17 protein-coding genes are annotated in these 20,543 nt (G+C 60.2%); 9 read left to right on the forward strand and 8 right to left on the reverse strand.

Annotated elements, in window-relative coordinates; genetic code table 11:
- Positions 1–15: 15 nt before the first annotated feature.
- Positions 16–1,785 (reverse strand): signal recognition particle-docking protein FtsY, encoded by a 1,770-nt coding sequence (gene ftsY / locus AB5Y99_RS10275; protein WP_368209647.1) that lies wholly within the window; start codon positions 1,783–1,785, stop codon positions 16–18.
- A gap of 110 nt (positions 1,786–1,895) precedes the next feature.
- On the opposite strand from ftsY, the gene rsmD reads away from it, so the two are divergent.
- Together rsmD and AB5Y99_RS10285 are read left to right on the forward strand one after the other, a co-directional pair.
- Positions 1,896–2,525 carry a 16S rRNA (guanine(966)-N(2))-methyltransferase RsmD gene (gene rsmD, locus AB5Y99_RS10280; protein ID WP_005339991.1) on the forward strand — a complete coding sequence of 210 codons (630 nt, stop codon included), beginning with the start codon at positions 1,896–1,898 and terminating at the stop codon, positions 2,523–2,525.
- Positions 2,509–2,820: a DUF1145 domain-containing protein gene (locus tag AB5Y99_RS10285; protein WP_019444692.1), complete on the forward strand. Its 312-nt coding sequence runs from the start codon at positions 2,509–2,511 to the stop codon at positions 2,818–2,820. Before rsmD ends, AB5Y99_RS10285 begins: the two co-directional genes overlap by 17 nt.
- 855 nt (positions 2,821–3,675) lie before the next feature.
- Here the strand turns inward: AB5Y99_RS10285 and AB5Y99_RS10290 are convergent.
- The 5 genes from AB5Y99_RS10290 to AB5Y99_RS10310 all read right to left on the reverse strand — a co-directional run bounded on the left by AB5Y99_RS10290 (position 3,676) and on the right by AB5Y99_RS10310 (position 8,797).
- On the reverse strand, positions 3,676–4,662 hold the full coding sequence (locus tag AB5Y99_RS10290) for a YafY family protein (RefSeq protein WP_005339987.1): 987 nt from the start codon (positions 4,660–4,662) through the stop codon (positions 3,676–3,678).
- Between the two features lie 287 nt (positions 4,663–4,949).
- A complete protein-coding gene (locus AB5Y99_RS10295; protein ID WP_042052535.1) occupies positions 4,950–5,336 on the reverse strand; it encodes a SirB2 family protein in 387 nt (128 codons plus the stop codon).
- Complete coding sequence (locus tag AB5Y99_RS10300; protein ID WP_158110892.1) at positions 5,333–7,189, reverse strand: monovalent cation:proton antiporter-2 (CPA2) family protein; 1,857 nt, start codon at positions 7,187–7,189, stop codon at positions 5,333–5,335. Before AB5Y99_RS10300 ends, AB5Y99_RS10295 begins: the two co-directional genes overlap by 4 nt.
- A gap of 67 nt (positions 7,190–7,256) precedes the next feature.
- On the reverse strand, positions 7,257–7,853 hold the full coding sequence (locus AB5Y99_RS10305) for an NAD(P)H-dependent oxidoreductase (RefSeq protein WP_323893715.1): 597 nt from the start codon (positions 7,851–7,853) through the stop codon (positions 7,257–7,259).
- 101 nt (positions 7,854–7,954) lie between these two features.
- A complete protein-coding gene (locus AB5Y99_RS10310; RefSeq protein WP_323893717.1) occupies positions 7,955–8,797 on the reverse strand; it encodes a LysR family transcriptional regulator in 843 nt (280 codons plus the stop codon).
- 142 nt (positions 8,798–8,939) lie between these two features.
- Between AB5Y99_RS10310 and AB5Y99_RS10315 the strand changes: the two genes are divergently transcribed.
- The 6 genes from AB5Y99_RS10315 (at position 8,940) to AB5Y99_RS10340 (ending at position 16,984) form a co-directional block, all read left to right on the forward strand.
- A complete protein-coding gene (locus AB5Y99_RS10315) occupies positions 8,940–9,662 on the forward strand; it encodes an SDR family oxidoreductase (protein ID WP_005348556.1) in 723 nt (240 codons plus the stop codon).
- An 88-nt stretch (positions 9,663–9,750) separates the two neighbouring features.
- Positions 9,751–10,074 carry a hypothetical protein gene (locus tag AB5Y99_RS10320; RefSeq protein WP_005339955.1) on the forward strand — a complete coding sequence of 108 codons (324 nt, stop codon included), beginning with the start codon at positions 9,751–9,753 and terminating at the stop codon, positions 10,072–10,074.
- Positions 10,075–10,120: 46 nt separating this feature from the next.
- Positions 10,121–10,552, forward strand: a complete 432-nt coding sequence (locus tag AB5Y99_RS10325) for a DUF411 domain-containing protein (RefSeq protein WP_005339953.1) — start codon at positions 10,121–10,123, stop codon at positions 10,550–10,552.
- A gap of 234 nt (positions 10,553–10,786) precedes the next feature.
- Positions 10,787–12,940: a S9 family peptidase gene (locus tag AB5Y99_RS10330; RefSeq protein WP_076493555.1), complete on the forward strand. Its 2,154-nt coding sequence runs from the start codon at positions 10,787–10,789 to the stop codon at positions 12,938–12,940.
- A gap of 413 nt (positions 12,941–13,353) precedes the next feature.
- Positions 13,354–14,325 (forward strand): TAXI family TRAP transporter solute-binding subunit, encoded by a 972-nt coding sequence (locus AB5Y99_RS10335; protein ID WP_005339950.1) that lies wholly within the window; start codon positions 13,354–13,356, stop codon positions 14,323–14,325.
- Positions 14,326–14,428: 103 nt separating this feature from the next.
- Positions 14,429–16,984, forward strand: coding sequence for a TRAP transporter permease (locus AB5Y99_RS10340; RefSeq protein ID WP_201944006.1), 2,556 nt, complete (start codon positions 14,429–14,431; stop codon positions 16,982–16,984).
- Positions 16,985–17,515: 531 nt separating this feature from the next.
- On the opposite strand, the gene AB5Y99_RS10345 is transcribed toward AB5Y99_RS10340, so the two are convergent.
- Complete coding sequence (locus AB5Y99_RS10345; protein WP_201944008.1) at positions 17,516–18,769, reverse strand: phosphatidylserine/phosphatidylglycerophosphate/cardiolipin synthase family protein; 1,254 nt, start codon at positions 18,767–18,769, stop codon at positions 17,516–17,518.
- A 73-nt stretch (positions 18,770–18,842) separates the two neighbouring features.
- Between AB5Y99_RS10345 and AB5Y99_RS10350 the strand changes: the two genes are divergently transcribed.
- On the forward strand, positions 18,843–19,019 hold the full coding sequence (locus AB5Y99_RS10350; RefSeq protein WP_005339947.1) for a hypothetical protein: 177 nt from the start codon (positions 18,843–18,845) through the stop codon (positions 19,017–19,019).
- On the opposite strand, the gene AB5Y99_RS10355 is transcribed toward AB5Y99_RS10350, so the two are convergent.
- On the reverse strand, positions 18,997–20,418 hold the full coding sequence (locus AB5Y99_RS10355; protein WP_021231555.1) for a lytic transglycosylase F: 1,422 nt from the start codon (positions 20,416–20,418) through the stop codon (positions 18,997–18,999). The genes AB5Y99_RS10350 and AB5Y99_RS10355 overlap by 23 nt on opposite strands.
- Between the last annotated feature and the right edge of the window lie 125 nt (positions 20,419–20,543).

A 20,543-nucleotide genomic window follows, 5' to 3' on the forward strand; every position in this document is an offset into this window, starting at 1 on the left:
TCATCGCGGCCGGACTTATTCATCGCGGCTGAAGAGCGCCTCGATGAAGTCGTTGGCAACGAAGGGACGCAGATCGTCGATCCCCTCGCCCACCCCGATATAGCGGATCGGGATCTGGAACTTGTCGGCCACCGCAAAGATGACGCCGCCCTTGGCAGTGCCATCCAGCTTGGTGAGGGTGATACCGGTCAGGCCCACTGCCTCGCTGAACAGCTTGGCCTGGCTCAGGGCGTTCTGGCCGGTGCCGGCATCCAGCGTCAGCATGATCTCGTGGGGCGCCTCTTCATCCAGCTTCTTCATCACCCGCACCACCTTCTTGAGCTCCTCCATCAGGTTGCTCTTGTTCTGCAGGCGACCGGCGGTGTCGGCGATCAGCACGTCAGCCCCGCGGGAGCGGGCGGCCTCGATAGCGTCATAAATGACGGAAGCGGAGTCGGCGCCGGTGTGCTGGGCAATCACCGGAATGTTGTTGCGCTGACCCCAAACCTGCAGCTGTTCGACCGCTGCGGCACGGAAGGTGTCACCCGCCGCCAGCATCACGCTCTTGCCCTCGGCTTGGAACTGCTTGGCCAGCTTGCCGATGGTAGTGGTCTTGCCGACGCCGTTTACACCGACCATCAGGATCACATAAGGCTTCTTGCTGGTGTCGATCACCAGCGGCTGCTCCACCTTGGCCAGCATCTCGCCCATGTCCTGCTTGAGCAGACCGTAGAGCGCTTCGGCATCCTTGAGCTGCTTGCGATCCGCGTGCTGTACCAGCCCTTCGATGATGCGAGTGGTGGTATCCACACCGAGATCGGCGGTCAGCAGCTGGGTTTCCAGCTCTTCAAACAGCTCATCGTCGATCTTCTTGCCACGAAACAGGCCGAAGAAACCGGAACCGATATTCTCCTTGGTGCGCACCAGACTGCGCTTGAGGCGAGCAAAGAAGCCCTCCCGCTGCGGTTTGTCCTGGGTGTCGTCGTCCACCTTGGCGGCCAGCGGCAGGGCAGCCAGTGCGGCGGCCTCAGCCTCCATCGCGGCGACCAGGCGCATATCTTCCGCTCGCTGGGCCTCTTTGGCGATACGGGCTTCTTCCGCAGCCTGAGCTTCAGCGGCAATACGAGCTTCTTCCGCAGCGCGAGCCTCGGCAGCAATACGGGCCTCTTCCGCGGCGCGGACTTCGGCAGCGGTACGAGCCTCTTCCGCAGCGCGGGCTTCGGCGGCAATGCGAGCCTCTTCCGCAGCACGGGCTTCGGCTGCAATACGAGCCTCTTCCGCGGCGCGGGCTTCGGCAGCGATACGTGCCTCTTCCGCAGCGCGAGCCTCGGCGGCGATACGAGCATCTTCTGCAGCGCGGGCTTCGGCAGCAATGCGAGCCTCTTCCGCAGCGCGGGCTTCGGCAGCAATACGAGCCTCTTCGGCTGCCTTGACCTCAGCGGCTTGCGCCTCTGCGGCAGTGCGAGCGGCGTCAGCGGCACGCTCCTCTTCGGCGATCAGCGTTTCGTTGACGATCACCGGCTCCAGATCGGAGGCGCACTCCTCCACCACTAGCGGGCCGTGATCGTCCAGCTCGGTCGGCAGGCAGCAATCATCTTGCAAAACGGAATTCTGTGCGCTGGCAGGCACTTCGGGAGCAACAGCCGGCGTACTATCGGAAACAGTGGTATCGGAAACGGGAGCGGGGGTAGCAGTGACCTCGGGCTCAACGGTAACGGGGGTGGCTTGGGGTGTCTGTGGTTGGACAGCCTCAGCCTCTTCTTTCTTGCGGCCGAAACCCAGCCAGGAAAACAAACCTTTTGCCATCTAAAAATACTCACATCAAAGGCTGACTGCTAAGATAGCCGTCCCTTGGCGGGTCGGCATAAAAATGAACCGCCTTATACTACCACTTTATTTTCTGACGATGAAACGCGATGCCCAGAGTGAAATCCAGCCGTAGCAACCCGAGCAAGAGTCCCGCCCCGCAAGGAAAATCGGGCTTTGTAAGAATCATCAGCGGCCAGTGGCGAGGCCGCAAATTGCCGGTCAAGGATGTGGAGGGGCTCAGACCCACCACGGATCGCGTCAAGGAGACCATCTTCAACTGGCTGGCCCCCCACATTCGTGGCACCCGCTGCCTGGATCTGTTTGCCGGTAGCGGCGGACTCGGACTGGAGGCGCTATCGCGCTATGCCGAGCAGGTGACCCTGATCGAGATGGACAAAGGGGCCGCTGACCAGATCAAGAAGAACCTGACCGCCCTCGGCAGCAGCCAGGGTCAGGTGATCCAGTCAGATGCAGTGAGCTGGCTGCAAGGCCCGGCCACGCCGTTTGATCTGGTGTTCCTCGATCCGCCGTTTCGCCGCGAGCTGCTGCCGCAAGTGTGCGAACTGCTGGAGCAGCGCGGCTGGCTGGCGCCGGACGCCCTCATCTATCTGGAGCGGGAAAAGGAAATGGCCGATCTGGCGCTACCCGCCAGCTGGCAACTACTCAAGGACAAACAAGCCGGTCAGGTCTGCTATCAACTCTATCTAAGGGAGGTAAACAATGAAGCGAGTCTTTAATCTGTTGGCGATGGGGCTGATATTGTTCTTCTGGTTTGGCGTGCTGATAAGCCTGATCGCCCCGCTGCCCGGCAAACTCAACGGCTTTCTGCCGGTCTGCGGCGTGATCGTCGCCCTGCTACATTGGCTGCAGGCCAGCATGATCAAGGCAGCTTGCAAACGCTACTTCGCGGTCACCAAGGCCGAATTTGTCACTGTGCTGATCTTTGGTGTGTTTGGCATGGTCGACATTCGTCAGCGCCTGCAAGAGATCGTCAACGCCGCCCAGCGCGGCAATCTCTCGGGCAAACCATAAAAGAAAAGGGGACGGCGGTAGCCGTCCCCTAGAGTCGTGTCGTCCTGTCCGTAGAACTGCAATGCTCCCTGCAATCCCTGACGTTATCCTAATCCTTTGGAATATCCCCTTTCCAATCCGTTGGCGTGTCCTGCGGCGTTCCTGGCCTGGCAATTCATCCTGAACTGCTTCACTGTCTCCATCCTGGAGGTGTCCATTACCACGTCCTGTGGGGTTCCTTGCGTCTTCCTGACAGATAACCATCCGGGTTATCTCACTTCATCCTGAAGTATTCCTCTCGCATCCGGCGAGGTCCTGTTCATCCTGAAGAACGAGGTTCCGTTCGTTCTGCTCCCATCCCGAGAGTGTCCTGCCGCATCCCGCGGTGTTCCTTTATTCATCCGTGACGATAATCATCCTGATTATCGAGCTCATCCTGAGGAGTCCCTTGTCCACATCCTGCGGACTATTCCATCTTTATGCGCTGTCCTGCATCCTGCCGGACCAGCTCCGTCCTTGTGAGACCCATACTAAGGAAATGCGCACCCCGAACAAGGGCCATCCGATGATAAAGATCCGATGCGGCTCCCATCTCAAAAAACGAACTTAAAAACTAACCCTTTAATATCAGTTAGTTATTTAGTTTCACGGGAAAGCTCGATCATTCTGGCATGGCTTCGCGTACGGCTCAAAGCGCCAGCCTCTTACAGTCGCTATGGCAGATCTCTTACACGGGTTTCGCCCCCAAAAACGGGGCAGGAAAACGGTTCAATCCTGACGTTAAGACTTAAAAATTAGTTGAATAAATATGCTTAAAAAAACCGCAAAAAAAAGAGCCGAGGCCAGGCTCGACTCTTCAACATTCCAATTTTTTAATCAGCTCAAGCGGTTGGCCGGATTGAGATAGGCCTTACGCAGCGATTCCGGTGCCAGCACTTCCAGTTCACCGCCGATGTTGTTCAACCAGCTGCGAAACTCCGGGGTGTCCTGCACTTCGGTCTCCACCACCACGCTGCGCTTGTCATAGCGGGTCATGCGCGGATTGTTGCCGGGGATCTGGTTATCCACCAGCGACTGGCTGTTGGCATCGATCCGGCCGACGAAGCGGATCGGACCGCTCACATCCTGATAGCCCTGATCGCGGATCAGCTTCTGGATATTGAAATCCTTCGGCTGGGTGGCGCTGAAGTTGGTCAGCTCCACGTTCTTGATATGGTCAAACGGGATGCCGTAGACCTTGGGATCCAGCTCGGACAGAGTGCAGAGCAGGATCGGGCCGTCCGGCTGATTGAGAATGCCGAGCGGGTTGATACGGTCGTAGCAGAGCCACACGGTGCGCTCTTTGATCACGCGCTGGATCTCGGCACTGAACTTGCGACCACGCCAGAGCGCATCGCGGATCAGGGTGCTGCGGCGGATCTCCGGGTTGCCGGCAAACGGACGCGGTGACTGGTGGACACTCTCCAGCCAGCGTTCGGCCAGTTCGCTCTGGCTGTCGCGGATCACCTGACTCGCCTTGTCGACCAGCGGATTCAATTCGGTCAGTACACTCGCCGGCAACAGTTGGCTCGCCTGATCACTCCAGGTTTTCAGAGCCACCGCCAGCGAGAGCGGCATGATATTGGCAAAGTCGTTGAGGCCGTGGCGCTCGAAGCACCAGCCATGGGGTTTGCTGCGCTCGTCCGAGGTGAGGTCGAACAGTCCCATGCCGGACATCTCCTCCAGGTCCCGTTGCACGGTACGCAGACTGACGTGGATACCTTCCTCTTCCAGTTTTACCTGGAGTTGGCTGGCGGTCAGCTTGTAAGGGCGGTGCGGGATGCAACGCGCCAAGGTCAGTTGTCGTAACAGCTTCTTGCTCATGGTGCTTGCCTTCACTGGTTTAGCGTTGACTGTATGCTAGTCGTGACTTGCGACAGTCTATGTCGCAAGTTTTGCTGCGACAACTGTCGCCATTTTCATACAAAACACACTAACTAGTTGATTTATAAAGACAATACACTCAAAAAAGGAGCCGCTAGAGGCTAAAATTAGCCAAAAATCCCTCAAATGAAAGTTCTATCTTGCGATTTATTGTTAGCATAAAACTCCGATTAATTAATTCATCGCAGAATATGATTTCAGAGGAGAGCATAGCTCTCCCCTTTTGCTTACATCAGCCACGACCAGGCTGACTTGGTGATGGCCGCGCCGACCATGTAGCCAAACACCGCCAGTGCCGCCACACCGGCCACCAGCTTCTGACCGCGGGCCGGGCGCTTGAGCGCCATGACACCCAGACCGATATAGAGCACCAGTGCAATCAGCTTGGCCATCAGCCAGGGTTGTTGACCCGGGCTCAACTGCAAGGCCACCGCCAGCAACACACCAAACAGCAGCAGGAAGGTGTCGTTGATATGAGGCAGGATCTTCAGCCACTTCTGCTGCAACCGAGCGCTGCCGGCCAGCGCCAGACTCCAGCGATAGATAAAGAGCAGCAGACTGACCAGCGCCAGCGTCATATGCAGGTGTTTGAACATGGGGTAATAGGCAATCATTTTGCTTCCTTGTCGTCGTCGGGTAGCCCGCTATTCCAGTTGTGGGCATGGATACGCTCCTGCCCCTCCTCGTCGTCTTGCAACAGATCGGAGAGGATCTCCCGGTATTGCAGGCTCTTGTTGATATAAGTGTGTTCGTCGTCCAGATAGTTGACCTGCTCGCGCAACAGCCAGTTATCGTGCTGCTTGAAGGTCTGCCCCGCCCGCCAGGCCTGGTTGGCCCTAAACCCAAGCTGGGTCAGGGCTTCCACCCCCAGATCGACCGCCGAGCCCAGAGTTTCCCGGTGCACGCTCTCGACCCCGTGGCGCAGGATCTCGTGGGCGTGGGGTCGATCCAGCGCTCGCGCCAGGATCTTCAGGTGCGGGAAGTGCTTCTGCACCATCTCGATCACCGCCAGCGAGGTAGCCGGATCGTTGATGGAGAGCACCAGCAGCTTCGCCTTGTGCGCCCCGGCGGCATGGAGCAGGTCGATCCGGCTGGCATCGCCATAGAAGACCTGATAGCCGTACTTGCGCAGGGTCTCTATCTGGCTGGCATCCTGCTCGAGGATGGTGGTACCGATGCCGTGACCATGCAGCAGACGCCCCACGATCTGACCGAAGCGGCCGAAGCCCGCGATGATCACCGGATGCTCCACCAGCTCAGGTTGCTCATGCTGCGGTGCGTCGCTCTGGTTACGGTAATCGAACCAGGGCTGGATCACCCGATCGTTGAGGATCAGCAGCAGCGGGGTGAGCGCCATGGAGAGCGCTACCACCAGCGTCAGCAGGGAGATGGTCTCGCCGGGCAGCACCCGGTTTTGCGCGGCAAACGAAAAGAGCACGAACGCAAACTCACCGCCCTGAGCGAGTGCCAGCCCGAAGGTCCAGCGCTGGCTCGGCGAGATGCGGATGATGAAGCCGAGCGCCATCAACACCAGCCATTTGAGCACCATCAGGCCAACCACCAGGGTTGGTATCAGGAAGGGGTGCTCGGCAAACAGCCCAAAGTCGATCCCCGCCCCCACCGACATAAAGAACAGGCCGAGCAGCAAGCCTTTGAACGGCTCTATGTCGGCCTCCAGCTCATGGCGATATTCGCTGTCGGCCAGCACCACACCGGCGAGGAAGGAGCCGAGAGCGGGCGAAAGCCCCACCGACTCCATCAACACGGCGATGGCGATCACCAGCAGCAGAGCGGCGGCGACGAAGATCTCCCGCATATGGGACTGGGCGATGGCACGAAATACCGGCCGCATCAGGTAGTGGCCACCCAGCACTATGCCGGAGATGGCCGCGACCACCAGCAGACCATGCTGCCAACCCGCCAGCTCGGAGCCACCATTGCTAGCGACCGGCGCCATGGCCAGCAGTGGCAGGATCGCCAGGATCGGAATGACCGCAATATCCTGAAACAGCAGCACCGCAAAGGCGGAGCGACCGCTCTCGCTCTGCATCAGCTTACGCTCCTGCAGGCTCTGCAACACGATGGCGGTGGAGGAGAGCGCCAGAATGAGGCCGATGGCCAGCCCCTGTTGCAGCGGCAGACCGATCAGGTGCGCCACGCCGGTCAGCGCCGCCGTGGTGAGCAGCACCTGCAGGCCACCGGTGCCGAGGATCGGCCCCTTCAACTGCCACAAAAGGGCCGGGCGCAATTCAAGACCGACCAGAAACAGCATCAGTACCACGCCAAACTCGGCGAAGTGCATCACATCCTTCTGCTCCCCCACCAGCCCCAGCAGAAAGGGGCCTATGATGATCCCCGCCAGCAGATAACCGAGCACCGAGCCCAACCCCCAGCGTTTGGCCAGCGGCACCGCGATGACGGCGGCGGAGAGGTAGATAAAGGCATCAAACAGGATCCCGTGGCCCATCAGTCGGCCCTCCGCATGAACATCTGATCCGGCTCATGAGCTCGGCCAACAAGCTGCCCGTGTGTCATCAGAGTACCTCCAGCAAGTCGCGTAGATAGGGGCGCCCGGCCAGTTGCTCTGGAGTCAGCTGATCGTCACGCAGGGCGCAAAGCAGCTGGCGGTAGTCCTGCCCGCAGCGGCGCAGGGCGGCGGGATCCTTGATCTTGTGGAACGAGTGGAGCACAAAAGGCGGCAACCAGTTCATGCCGCACAAGGTGGCCGCCTGCTGAAATGGCAGCAGAAAATCGAGCAGCGGTCGGCTGTTGTAACCCTCGCTGCAGTAGGACTCCGGCGCCCCGCCGGTGGTGATGGCGCTCAGCCACTGCTTGCCCTTGAGGGCGTGGGCTTCGGGGCCGTAGGCATAGCCATACTCCAATACCAGATCCATCCACTCTTTCATGATGGCCGGGCAGGAGTACCAGTAAAACGGGTGCTGAAAGACGATGATGTCGTGCTCACAGAGCAGCGCCTGCTCCCGCTTCACATCGATAAACATGTCGGGATAGTGCTGATAGAGGTCGTGAACCGTGACCCCATCCAGCCCCTCAATCGCCTGCAACAGCTGCTTGTTGGCCCGCGAGCTCTGCAGCGCGGGATGGGAAAAAATAACCAGAATGCGTTTCATGACCACATCACCCGAACAAAGCCTTGCGGTGCAAGGCGAGGTAAACAGAAAAGGGGAGTCTGGGGAGCTGCATCGTAAAGGTGCACAGGAGAGCGACCTTATCAGGAAGCGCCATAGCCTGCCAACTCGGGGATCAGCTCCCGCAGCGCCGGATTGAGGGTCTGGTGGGCGGGATAGCAGAGCCCGATCCGGCGAAACATCCGCGGCCCGCTCACCGGCAGGGTACTGAGACCCGCCTCATCTTCCACCAGCCCGTCCGGCAGAAAACTGATGCCGACTCCCGCCAGCACCAGCGCCATCACCAACCCCTTGCTCTCGGCCTTGGCTACCAGATTGAGGGTAAGCCGGTCACAGGCCAGCAGGCCGATAGTCTGCTGATGGGCTTCGCAGGGCGGGCACTCAATAAAATCATAATGTTGCAGCTCGGCCAGCTCGATCCTTTCGCGACTGGCCAGGGGGTGATCGACCGGCACGCAGAGCACGTAATCCTCCTCCCACAGCGGCAGGAAGATCTCGTCCTCCCGGCGCAAGGCATCCAGCGTCAAGCGGCAGTCGGCGGGGGTGGTGTAGTCGGAGAGGGTGAGATCCAGTTGCGGCAACACGCGCTGTACTTGCTGCAACAGCCCGGCCACCCGGCGGCGACTCAAGTCCGGCATGATGGCGATATTGAGCCTCGCACGCGTCGCTTTCTGGCGAAACAGCTCCGGCAAACGGCGCGCCTCCTCCACCAGCTTGACCGCGTGAGGATAGAGATAGTGGGCCGGATCTTTCGCCACCACCCCCTTTTTGCCCCGGACAAACAGGCTGTCACCGAGCGCCTCTTCCAGCTGGCGCAGCCCCGCCGAGAGGGAGGGCTGGCTGACGTGGCAGCGCTCGGCCGCCGCCGTGATGTTCTTCTCTTCATAGATGGCGATGAAGAAACGCAGCAATCTCAAGTCCAGCATAAACCAACCATAGTTTTTTCAGATGATAACCAGCGGAAAACAATATTTATCACTTATAGATGCAGTGACTATAGTGATTGGGTTCCGTGCTGGCCAGCCACCTGTTTGCTCAAACCGACTCTTGAATCAGAAGGAAAGACCCATGTCCAAATCTCTCGTCGTGATCACCGGTGCCTCCGCCGGGATCGGTGCCGCCATCGCCCGTGCCTTCTCTGCCGCCGGTCATCCGCTGCTACTGCTGGCCCGCCGGGTCGAGCCGATGCAGGCGCTGAACCTGCCCGATACCCTCTGCATCGGGGTCGATGTGACCGACACCGCCGCCATGAAAGCCGCCGTCCAGCAGGCAGAAGCCAAATTTGGCCCGGTCGGCTGCATGGTCAACAACGCCGGTGTCATGCTGCTGGGTCAGGCCGATGTGCAGGATCCCGCCGAGTGGCAGCAGATGCTCAACATCAACGTGATGGGGGTGCTGAACGGCGTCCACGCAGTGCTGGCAGGCATGAAGGAGCGCCGCAGCGGTACCATCATCAACATCAGCTCCATCGCCGGTCGCAAGACCTTCCCGAACCATGCTGCCTACTGCGCCACCAAGTTCGCCGTGCACGCCCTGACCGAGAACATCCGGGAAGAGGTGGCCGATGTGGGCGTGCGGATGGTGACCATTGCCCCGGGTGCGGTCGAGACCGAGCTGCTCAGCCACACCACTGACGAGAGCATCAAGGCCGGTTACCACGACTGGAAAGATCAGATGGGTGGCGTCATTGCGCCGGAAGTGATCGCCGATGCCGTGCTCTACGCCTGGAACCAGCCTGCCAACGTCTGCGTGCGCGAGATAGTGCTGGCGGCGACCCGTCAGCAACCTTAATCCGGGCGGACTGACACCATGGGGAGGGCTTGACCCTCCCCCGGGGCACAGGGTTACCATGTGCCCCTTGTTATTTTCGAGTCATTCCATGGTTCTCACCCGTCGCCAACTCGCTCACGCCCGTCGCTGGCTCCCCTTGTGGAGTCTGGTGCTGGTGTTGATGTCGTTTGGCAGCCGGGCCGCAACCGACCTCTGTACCCTGACCACCCACTGCAGCCAGAGCGAGCGCACCCTGGAAAAAGCGATGCCCTGCGGCAGCTTTACCACCGCCCTCTCGATGACACTGGTAGGCAGCGACAGCCTGACGGTCGCCGTACTGGAACCGGATACCCCCGACTTCGCCTCCCCCTCTCTCTTTATGCCGGACGCCCCGTGCGAGCGGCTCGAACGTCCCCCACGCACCCGGATCTGAAACGCATCCCGTATCGGGCATCTTTTCTTTCAATCTGAGGTGAGTGATGTACAAACCCCTGTTACTGGCCATGCTGGCCGGTACCGTCAGCTTTTCGGCTCTCGCAGCCGAGAAAATGACCGTCTACAAATCCAAATATTGTGGCTGCTGCCAAAGCTGGAATGAGCACATGGAACAGAATGGCTTCGAACTGGAGGTCATCGAAACCGAACAGCTCGGCGCAGTGAAGCAGCAATACGGTATCGCGCCGGAACTGGCTTCTTGCCACACCGGTATCGTAAATGGCTATGTGATCGAGGGGCATGTACCGGCCGCCGATGTGCAGAAGCTGCTCAGGGAAAAACCGGCGATCCGTGGCCTGACCATTCCGGGCATGCCCCAGAGTGCACCGGGCATGGATATTCCGGGCCATCCCTATGAGGTACTGAGTATCAGCAACGAGGGCGCAACCAACCGCTGGTCGAGCTACCCAGGCTGACGAAAACTGGCCATGAGAGGGCACTCCCATATCATGTGAGGCACACCTGAGCGGACTCTTGCCGCTCATGGCCAGAAAGAGGGCCGCTATCGCGAGATAGCGGCTTTTTTTGATTACATTTCCTGCAATAACAAGGGATTGCTTGCAACCACCGGCAACAAGGGGCAGATTTAACGCCAATTCATGGAGCCGATGCTCAGGTCTACCAACCCTTTCCAGCGCCAAGGATGCGACATGTTTACCTTTTCCCGAGGAGTTCTGCTGCTAGCCTTTCTGACAGTTCTCCCCCCCACTTATGCCAATGAAGAGCCCGCCATGCTGACAAGCGAACATCCAATCCAGCCGCCCGTGGCCGCCAAACATCCCCGCACTCTGAAAAAACACGGGGATACCCGCATCGACAACTACTACTGGCTGCGTGACGACGAGCGTCAGGCGCCGGAAGTGCTGCAATACCTTGAGGCCGAGAACGCCTATACCGAGGCCATGCTCAAGCCGACCCAACCCCTGCGCGAACAGCTCTACAAGGAGATGGTCGCACGCATCCCCCAGCAGGATGAGTCGGTACCCTATGTGAAAAATGGCTACCGCTACCAGACCCGCTATGAGCCGGGCAAGGAGTACGGGATCTACTCGCGCACCAAGCTCGGTGAAGAGCAGGCGAGCCTGCTGCTCGACAGCAACCTGCGGGCTGAAGGGCACGAGTTCTATGCCCTCGGCGCCCTTGAGGTGAGCCGCAACAACCGCTGGCTGGCGGTGGCGGAAGATTTCCTCTCCCGCCGTCAGTACCAGATCCAGTTCCTCGATCTGGAGAGCGGCCAGTGGGCCACCGACAAACTGGAAAATACCTCCGGCAATCTGGTGTGGGCCAACGACAACAAGACCGTCTTCTATGTGCGCAAGCACCCGCAGACCCTACTGCCCTATCAGGTCTATCGCCACACGCTCGGGACGGATCCGGCCACGGACAAGCTGGTCTATGAAGAGAAGGATGACTCCTTCTACATCAGCCTCTACGCCACCACCTCGGAAGATTTCATCGTCATCGCCCTCTCCAGCACCACCACCGGCGAAGCGCGGCTGATCGATGCCAACCAGCCGGAGCACGCCCCACGCCTGTTCCTGCCCCGTCAGGTGGATCACGAATACAGCCTGGATCACTACCGCGGCCGCTTCTATGTGCGCTCCAACAAGGACGGCAAGAACTTCGGCCTCTACGAGACCAAGGAGAGCCCGGTCGATCGCTGGAAGGCGGTGATCGCCCCCAATCCGGACGTGCTGCTGGAGAGCTACGCCCTGTTCAAGGATTGGCTGGTACTGGAAGAGCGCAACAAGGGGCTGACCCGACTGCGCCAGATCAACTGGCAGAGCGGTGACGAGAAGGAGATCGCCTTCGACGATCCTGCCTATGTCACCTGGCTCGCCTACAACCCGGAGCCGGATACCAGCGCCCTGCGCTATGGCTACTCCTCCATGACCACCCCCGCCTCCACCTATGAGCTGGACATGGCGAGCGGCAAGCGCACCCTGCTCAAGCAGCAACCGGTGGCCGGCTTCAAGGCCGACCAGTACGCCAGCGAGCGGCTCTGGGTGACCGCCCGCGACGGTGTATCGGTGCCGGTGTCGCTGGTCTATCGCAAGGACAAGTTCAAGAAAGAGCAGGCCGATGCGCCCAAGAATCCGCTGCTGGTCTATGGCTATGGATCCTACGGCGCCAGCATGGATCCCGACTTCAGCAGCTCGCGCCTGAGCCTGCTAGATCGCGGCTTCGTCTACGCCATCGCCCATATCCGGGGTGGTGAAGAGCTGGGCCGTCACTGGTACGAAGATGGCAAGTTGCTGAAAAAACAGAATACCTTCAATGACTTTATCGATGTCACCAAGGCGCTGGTTGAGCAAGGCTACGGTGCCAAAGATCAGGTCTACGCCATGGGCGGCAGCGCCGGTGGTCTGTTGATGGGGGCCGTCATCAATCAGGCGCCCGAACTCTATCGCGGCGTGGTGGCGCAGGTGCCGTTCGTCGATGTGGTTACCACCATGCTGGACGAGTCCATTCCCCTCACCACCGGGGAGTATGACGAGTGGGGCAACCCGAACCAGAAGCGCTACTACGACTACATGAAGAGCTACAGCCCCTACGATCAGGTGAAGGCTCAAGCCTACCCCAACCTGCTGGTCACCACCGGGCTGCACGACTCGCAAGTGCAGTATTGGGAGCCCGCCAAGTGGGTCGCCAAGCTGCGCGAACTGAAGACAGATGATAACAAGTTGTTACTGAACACCGACATGGACGCCGGCCACGGCGGCAAGTCGGGCCGCTTCAAAGCCTACGAGGATATCGCGCTGGAATACGCCTTTATCCTGGATCTGGCCACCCCGGCCAACTGATCCCTCATGACTCCGGCCCTTGTCATTCAAGGGCCGCATAAGAATCCTCTCGTAGTTTTTCCCTCTTCCATTTCCCTCCATATCAAATTAATCTTCGGCAAGAAAATGAATGATCGAGGTCATGTTTCTCAAGATTTAACTCCGCTATTTTGCCATTTCGTTTGATTTATGTTGGGTGAATGTGCTTAATCGGAGTGCTTGCAACTTTTTATTTGGCCCCTCAGGGGCCAATTTATCTTCGATCGACAGGAGGTCGGTAGCCTCACCACAGGATGAGGGTGACTGCCGGAAAGGGGGTGATCAACTCCCCCGCTTTCGCGCAACGAGAAGAGCGGGCAAGCTCGGCGCAGAACGGGATTGCCATCAATTTATCCGGGGATCGGATAAACAAAATCAAAGAAAAGGGAGAAAAAATGAAAGGATTAACTTTGGCATGCGCCCTGTCGGCGGCTCTGGTCGGTGTCTCATTCGGTGGTCCGGTACAAGCGCAGGAGCGCTTCGTGACCATAGGCACCGGCGGTCAGACCGGCGTCTACTATGTCGCTGGCCAGTCCATCTGCCGCTTCCTCAATCGCGGCGCCGCCGATCACCAGATCAAGTGCAACGCCCCGGCCAGTGGCGGTGGTGTGGCCAACGTCAACGGCATCCGCAGCGGTGAATTCAACTTCGGCATCATGCAATCCGACCACCAGTTCAAGGCGATGAAGGGGCTGCCACCGTTCCAGGCCGAAGGGGCTATGGACGATATGCGCGCCGTCTTCTCCCTGCAGAGCGAGGTATTCACCATCCTGGCTCGCCGCGATGCCAAGATCGCCAGCTTCGACGATCTGAAGGGCAAGCGCGTCAACATCGGCAACCCGGGCTCCGGCCAGCGTGACACCATGGAAGAGATCATGGCGGTCAAAGGCTGGAAGAAGGGTGACTTCGGTCTGGTCTCCGAGCTGAAACCGGCCGAACAGGCCTCCGCCCTCGGTGACAACAACATCGACGCCATGAGCTACTTCGTCGGTCACCCGAACGGTGCCATTCAGGAAGCCTCCACCACCACAGATGCAGTACTGGTACCTGTGACCGGCGCCGACATCGACAAGCTGCTGGCCGAGAAGAGCTACTACAGCAAGGCCGAGATCCCGGGCGGCATCTACAAGGGCAGCGATAAACCGACCCCCTCCATCGGTGGCAAAGCGGTGCTCTCCACCAGCGCCAAAACCGATCCGGAAGTGGTCTATCAGCTGGTCAAGTCGGTGTTCGACAACCTGGATCGCTTCAAGCGCCTGCACCCTGCCTTTGCCGACCTGAAAGAGGCCGACATGATCAAGGTGGGTCTCTCTGCACCGCTGCATGAAGGGGCTGCCCGCTACTACAAAGAGCGCGGCTGGCTCTGATTGAAGGCCCCGGGGCCTTTGTCACTCTCTTCGACACCCGTCTGCCGCCTGATTGCGGGGGCGGGTGTCTCTCTTGTTGTACTCGTTGGCACAAGTTAACCCTATGCAAGATAAACAACTCTCTACCGAGGAACTGATCGCCCAGGATGTGGGCGCTCGTCTGCCGCTGGGCATCATGGGCTGGCTCATCACAGCGCTGGCGCTGGCCTGGTCGCTGTTCCAGCTCTGGATCGCCTCGCCACTCCCCTTCATGGTGGGGTTTGGCGTACTCAATGACACCGAAACCCGCTCCATTCACCTCACCTTTGCTCTGTTGCTGGCTTTTCTGGTGTTCCCTGCATTTCGTTCCTCGCCGCGGGATCGGGTTCCCCTCGGTGATATCGCCCTCGGCCTGATCGCTGCTGGCGCCGCCTCTTACCTGTTTGTGATGTATGAAGCACTGGCGCTGCGTCCCGGCACCCTCACCACCGCCGATCTGGTGACCGCCTGCATCGGCATTCCGCTGCTGCTGGAAGCGGCGCGCCGCGCCCTGGGGCCGGCACTGGCGGTCATCGCCATCGTCTTTCTGATCTACAGCCTGGCGGGCCCCTGGATGCCGGGACTGCTGGCACATCGCGGGGTAGGTTTCACCGCGCTGGCCAACCACCAGTGGATCACCACCGAAGGGGTGTTCGGCATTGCCCTTGGCGTCTCCACCAGCTTCGTGTTCCTGTTCGTGCTGTTCGGCGCCCTGCTGGAGCGGGCCGGTGCCGGTCACTACTTTATCCAGCTCGCCTTCAGCCTGCTCGGTCACCTGCGCGGCGGCCCGGCCAAGGCGGCAGTGGTCGCCTCCGGCCTGACCGGCCTGATCTCCGGCTCGTCGATTGCCAACGTGGTGACCACCGGCACCTTCACCATCCCGATGATGAAGAAGGTGGGCTTCAGTTCAGAGAAAGCGGGGGCAGTGGAAGTGGCCTCCTCGGTCAACGGCCAGATCATGCCGCCGGTGATGGGGGCTGCGGCTTTCCTGATGGTCGAATACGTGGGCATCCCCTATGTGGAGATCATCAAGCACGCCTTCCTGCCTGCCGCCATCTCCTACATAGCGCTGCTCTACATCGTCCATCTGGAGGCGCTGAAACTGGGCATGCAGCCCATCGGCAACCATCAACCCAAACCCTGGCTGCGCCGCCTGACCGGTTTTGCCTTTGGCGCAGCCCTCATCAGCGGCCTGTCACTGGCGGTCTACTATGGCCTCGGCTGGCTCAAACCTGCACTGGGTGACTACGCCCTGCCGGGGATCTCGGTACTGCTGGCTGCCACCTATGTGGCCCTGTTGAAGATCGCCGCCAGCAATGAACCGCTGCCTGCCGAAGATCCCGACAAGCCGCTCACCGAGCTGCCCAACACCCGCGCCGTGCTGCTCTCCGGCCTGCACTTCCTGCTGCCGGTGGTAGTACTGGTATGGTGCCTGATGGTGGAACGCCTCTCGCCGGGGCTGTCGGCCTTCTGGGGTACCGTGATGCTGGTGATCATCCTGTTGACCCAGCGCCCGCTGCTCAACTGGCTGCGCAAGGACGGCAAGCACGACTACGGCACCGTCGCTGATGGCGTGGTGGATCTGCGGGAAGGGCTGGTTGCCGGTGCCCGCAACATGATCGGTATCGGCATTGCCACCGCCACTGCGGGGATTATCGTGGGTGCGGTCTCCCAGACCGGGGTCGGTCTGGTGCTGGCGGATCTGGTGGAGTTCCTCTCCATGGGCAACCTGCTGCTGATGCTGCTGCTCACCGCCCTGCTGAGCCTGATCCTCGGCATGGGGCTGCCGACCACTGCCAACTACATCGTCGTCTCCAGCCTGCTGGCACCGGTGGTGGTGACGCTGGGGCAGCAAAACGGGCTGATCGTGCCGCTGATCGCAGTGCACCTGTTCGTCTTCTACTTCGGCATCATGGCGGATGTGACGCCGCCGGTGGGGCTGGCCTCCTTCGCGGCAGCGGCTGTCTCCAAGGGCGATCCCATCAAGACCGGGATTACCGCCTTCTACTACAGCCTGCGTACCGCAGCGCTGCCGTTCCTGTTTATCTTCAACACCGATCTGCTGCTGATCGACGTGGACTTCGCCCACGGGGTGCTGATCTTCATCGTGGCGACCATCGCCATGCTGATCTTCGCCGCCGCCACCCAGGGCTGGTTCCTGGTGAAGAGCCGCTGGTACGAGAGCGTGCTGCTGTTGCTGGTCGCCTTTACCCTGTTCCGCCCGGGTTTCTGGATGGACATGGTGCACGACCCCTATCGCGAGACCCCGCCTGCCCAGCTGGCCCAAACCATGGGTGAAGTGGAGGCGGAGAGCACCCTGCGGCTGCGGATCCTCGGTGAAGATGCAGTGGGCAAGCCACGCAAGTTCACCCTGCTGGTCGCCGTACCGGATGGGGCAAATGGCGAGGAGCGGCTGGCCAATCTGGGGCTGAGCCTCTATGAGCAGGATGGCAAGACGCTGATCGACAACGTCGCCTTTGGCAGCCCGGCCGCCACCATGGGACTGGAGTTCGATCAGGAGATCCTCACCGTCAAGGCGCCGACCGAGCGCTGGACCAAGGAGTGGATGTGGATCCCGGGCTTCCTGCTGTTCGGGGCGATCGTCTGGCTGCAGCGTCGCCGCAGCGTCAACGCCGGTTAACCCACCGGGCAGATGAGACCGAGGGCCGCTATTGCGGCCCTCTTTTTATTGCCTTGTTATTGCCTTGCCCTCTGTGGCTCTTGCGATGAGCAACAGTCATGGAAAAGGTAAACGGTGGCGAGCGGCCAAAAAAGTGGGGTGACATGTCCATGTCACCCCCTCGCAAATAGCATGTTCCATCTTGGAGTCCGGCCACACCGGGTCTCTGTTTCACTTTTCGATAGTTCGCGACCCATCTGACGTGAGCGCCAATTGCAGCGATGCAACTGGCCAGCTACCCGTTACAACCTTCGTCCACACGGCAGACAAGCCGCCGTGTTTGTCCTTGCAACTGAAATATTACGCATAAAAACAAAATAAAAAACGTTTTTATGCCCATTTCATTCACATCAGAGTACAAAAAACAGCCTTATCATCACCAACAAATTGTTATAAAACAGTAAGATAGATTCATTCGTGGTTATTCGCCCGCAAAGGGCATCAGTAATGGCTTACAAGGCTTTGCGAGATCTCGCACAAAAAATGGCCACCTCACAGCCAACGGCGCAGTGGCAACCAGTCGCTCAGGCGGGCTATTAGTCGCCTTGACCACCCCTCGGGTTTGCGCGGCAATCCACCCGCCTGCTCCTGCCAGCGGGCCAGCCACGTTCGCAACGCCTCGCAGATCGGCGGGCAATGCAAATGCAGCATCAGTTCGGTATTGAGAAACAGCGAGCGGGGATCGAGGTTGAGGCTGCCAAACAGCGCCCGCTCCTCCCCCAGCAGGATCAGCTTGGCGTGCAGGCTGCCGTGGCCATGGTCAAACTCGGCGACCCGGATCCCGCGGCGCAGCAACCAGCCGAGATAGCGTTGGTAAGCGCCATAGACCAGCGGCACATCGGTGCTGGCCAGCGAGTTGGTGAGAATGTCGATGGCGACCCCCTGCTGGCGCAGCCGCGCCAGACGTTGCCGGAACCCGCGAGTAAGGATGAGGTAAGGGGTCACCAACCTCAGCGAGCCGGGATTGTCAGCCAGCTGGCGCCACAGCTGGCGGGCAGTGGTGGGACGGGAGATTAGCCCCTTGCCGGGACGATCGAACCACACCTCGGCCCGCCCCTCATGCCACTGCAGCGGCAAATCGCGCTCGTCAAACAGCGCCACAGGCAGATCGTAGACCGTGGCCACCGCCGGATCCGTCATGGTGAACAGGAAGTCGTTGACCACCTCTATTTCGGCGGGCAGCAGCTCGCGACGCAGCAGATGGCGGATGGGGTGGCTCCAACGGCTGTGCCAGAACTGCTCGAACCCCTGTGCCATCTGCTGGCACAGTCCCCCCTGACAGGCGAGATCGAGATCCACGAAGGGGGCTTGCGGATCCAGACCGAAGTAGCGATCGCCGATGTTGCGCCCGCCGATCAGCGCCAGCTTGCCATCCACCAGCAGCAGTTTGTTGTGCATCCGGTGGTTGATGCGGCGAAAGCTGAGCAGTCCCTCCAGCAGCAGTGCCAGCGGGCGCCAGCCCCGCAGCCAGAAGGGGTTGAACAGCCGCACCTCGATCCCTGGGTAGTGAGCCACCATTTCCAGAAAGCGGTTGTCACCGGCATAGAGATCATCCACCAGCAGCTGCACCTTGACGCCACGCCGGGCGGCGTGGAGCAGCTCACTCAGCAGCAGCTTGCCGCTGCTGTCCTCTTCCCAGCTGTAGTACTGCGCCTGGATCCGCTCGCGGGCATGGCGGATCCAGTGGCAACGCACCTTGAGCGCCAACAGGGGATCATCGATCAGGGCAAAGGATCCGGGGATCATGGTGTCATCCTGCTGTCATGGCCGGGTGTCATAACGCTGGCGAGCCTCTTCACATATTCAAAAGGAGTTGCTGATGGAACTGCATGATACCCCGATGTTGCGCTATCTGGGCCAGCTCAGCCAGCCAGATCTCATCCCGGCCACCGGCCCCGCCCACTGGTTTTTGCAACACAGGGACGGTGGCTGGCAATTGCCGACCGTGCAGGCGACCCTGCCGGTCAACCGGCTCAGGGCTGAGCCGCTTCGATAGCGGCAGCCTTGCCCTCGATCTGGGGCAGGCTGAAACGATAGGCTACGTAGTACTTGTAGATGGTGCCGACATAGTTGATCGGCCCCTGTCCGACTTCGTTGGCCACCAGCTGATCCACGTTGCCGAACCAGACGTTGGGATCGAGCCCCAGCTTCTCCGCCTTGCCTCGCAGCGCCTGCACCCGGTTTGGCCCGGCGTTGTAGGCGGCGAGGGCAAACAGGTGGCGGTTGAGCCGATCCAGCTTGGGATCATTGAAGTAGGTATCGAGGATCAACCGCATGTAGCGGCAGGCGGCCTCCACATTTCCCTCCAGCGTGGTGAGTCTGGCGCCGTTGATGCCGACTTCCCGCCCCGTACTGGGCAGCAACTGCATGAGGCCCACGGCCCCCTTGGGCGAGCGTGCCTTGGGATTGAGGCCGGACTCCTTGTAGCCAAGCGCCGCCAGCATCAACCAGTCGAGATCGTATTGATTGGCGTACTTCTCCAGCACCTTGCGAATGGTCGCGAGGCGCCCCATAGGATCCGGCGCCAGGATATTGCTCATCTGATCGCTGCGAACCAGCAGCCGGCGCAGGGTCATGTCGCTGTAAAGGCTGTTGCGGCTGACACTCGCCAGATAGCCATTGACCGCCTTGAGCAGCTCGGGGCTGTTCTTGCGCAGCGCCCAGGCACTGGTGCCGTTGCTGCGCAGGGGGATCAACTTGTGGGCCTTGAGGCCGGAGATCATGCCACCCAGCCAGATCCGCCCCTTGTAGCTGTCGGTCACTGTCAGGGGAATAATGCCGGCGGCCACCATCTCCAGCAGATCGCCATCCTGCAGGTATTCGGGCACCGTTTCGATATAGACGGGGGGCAACCCCAGCTCGCGAAACAACCAGTTGAGCTGGCGCAAACTCTCGTAGTAGCTGGAGCTGGCACGCACCCAGACCCGCCTGCCGGAGAGCTGGGTAATGCGGCTGAAGGCGGGCAGGCTCTGCTGGCTCACCACCCACTCCTCGATGGATGAAATGAGCGGCCGGGAGAAGGCCACCTGTTCACGCCGGGTCGGGGTCACCGTCATGGTTGCCGCCACCAGATCGCCACGCCCCTCGGTCAGATAGTCCAGCAGCTTGTCCTGACGCACCGGGATGTAGACCACCTTGAGTTTGACCTTCTCTTTGGCGAGATAGGTCTTGTTCAGCCAGCGCTCGAACCCTTGCAGCTGATTGACCAGAATGCCGTACTGGGCGCCGCGATCGAGAAAGTAGAAGCCGCGCTCATAGACCACCAGAGCCCTGAGTTCGCGCTTTTGCAGAATGCTTTCGAGGTCCCCGGGTTGGGGCAGACGCTGTGGCTTGAGTTCAGCCGCCAGCAGGGGAAAACAGCAGAGGGCCAGCAGAGCCCAGATCCAGCGTCGCATCACGATGGCTGCCCCTGTGCTGACGTCACACCTGCTGCCTGTTGGCAGCACGGATCACGATAGAGGGTGGGATTGGGGGCAGAGATCCATCGCTGCGTCATGATGTTTACGCCTTCTGTTGGCCG

Origin of the sequence: Aeromonas sp. R4-2 (assembly GCF_040908295.1) — a bacterium.
Taxonomy (GTDB): Bacteria; Pseudomonadota; Gammaproteobacteria; order Enterobacterales; family Aeromonadaceae; genus Aeromonas; species Aeromonas veronii.

Excerpts from the sequence above, each read along its gene's own strand:
- AB5Y99_RS10295 (WP_042052535.1), bottom strand. The coding sequence starts at position 5,336 with ATGATTGCCTATTACCCCATGTTCAAACACCTGCATATGACGCTGGCG.
- AB5Y99_RS10300 (WP_158110892.1), bottom strand. The coding sequence starts at position 7,189 with ATGGGCCACGGGATCCTGTTTGATGCCTTTATCTACCTCTCCGCCGCC.
- AB5Y99_RS10340 (WP_201944006.1), top strand. The coding sequence starts at position 14,429 with ATGCAAGATAAACAACTCTCTACCGAGGAACTGATCGCCCAGGATGTG.
- AB5Y99_RS10320 (WP_005339955.1), top strand. The coding sequence starts at position 9,751 with ATGGTTCTCACCCGTCGCCAACTCGCTCACGCCCGTCGCTGGCTCCCC.
- AB5Y99_RS10305 (WP_323893715.1), bottom strand. The coding sequence starts at position 7,853 with ATGAAACGCATTCTGGTTATTTTTTCCCATCCCGCGCTGCAGAGCTCG.
- AB5Y99_RS10355 (WP_021231555.1), bottom strand. The coding sequence starts at position 20,418 with ATGCGACGCTGGATCTGGGCTCTGCTGGCCCTCTGCTGTTTTCCCCTG.
- AB5Y99_RS10330 (WP_076493555.1), top strand. The coding sequence starts at position 10,787 with ATGTTTACCTTTTCCCGAGGAGTTCTGCTGCTAGCCTTTCTGACAGTT.
- AB5Y99_RS10325 (WP_005339953.1), top strand. The coding sequence starts at position 10,121 with ATGTACAAACCCCTGTTACTGGCCATGCTGGCCGGTACCGTCAGCTTT.
- AB5Y99_RS10310 (WP_323893717.1), bottom strand. The coding sequence starts at position 8,797 with ATGCTGGACTTGAGATTGCTGCGTTTCTTCATCGCCATCTATGAAGAG.
- AB5Y99_RS10285 (WP_019444692.1), top strand. The coding sequence starts at position 2,509 with ATGAAGCGAGTCTTTAATCTGTTGGCGATGGGGCTGATATTGTTCTTC.
- AB5Y99_RS10315 (WP_005348556.1), top strand. The coding sequence starts at position 8,940 with ATGTCCAAATCTCTCGTCGTGATCACCGGTGCCTCCGCCGGGATCGGT.
- AB5Y99_RS10335 (WP_005339950.1), top strand. The coding sequence starts at position 13,354 with ATGAAAGGATTAACTTTGGCATGCGCCCTGTCGGCGGCTCTGGTCGGT.
- ftsY (WP_368209647.1), bottom strand. The coding sequence starts at position 1,785 with ATGGCAAAAGGTTTGTTTTCCTGGCTGGGTTTCGGCCGCAAGAAAGAA.
- rsmD (WP_005339991.1), top strand. The coding sequence starts at position 1,896 with ATGCCCAGAGTGAAATCCAGCCGTAGCAACCCGAGCAAGAGTCCCGCC.
- AB5Y99_RS10350 (WP_005339947.1), top strand. The coding sequence starts at position 18,843 with ATGGAACTGCATGATACCCCGATGTTGCGCTATCTGGGCCAGCTCAGC.
- AB5Y99_RS10290 (WP_005339987.1), bottom strand. The coding sequence starts at position 4,662 with ATGAGCAAGAAGCTGTTACGACAACTGACCTTGGCGCGTTGCATCCCG.
- AB5Y99_RS10345 (WP_201944008.1), bottom strand. The coding sequence starts at position 18,769 with ATGATCCCCGGATCCTTTGCCCTGATCGATGATCCCCTGTTGGCGCTC.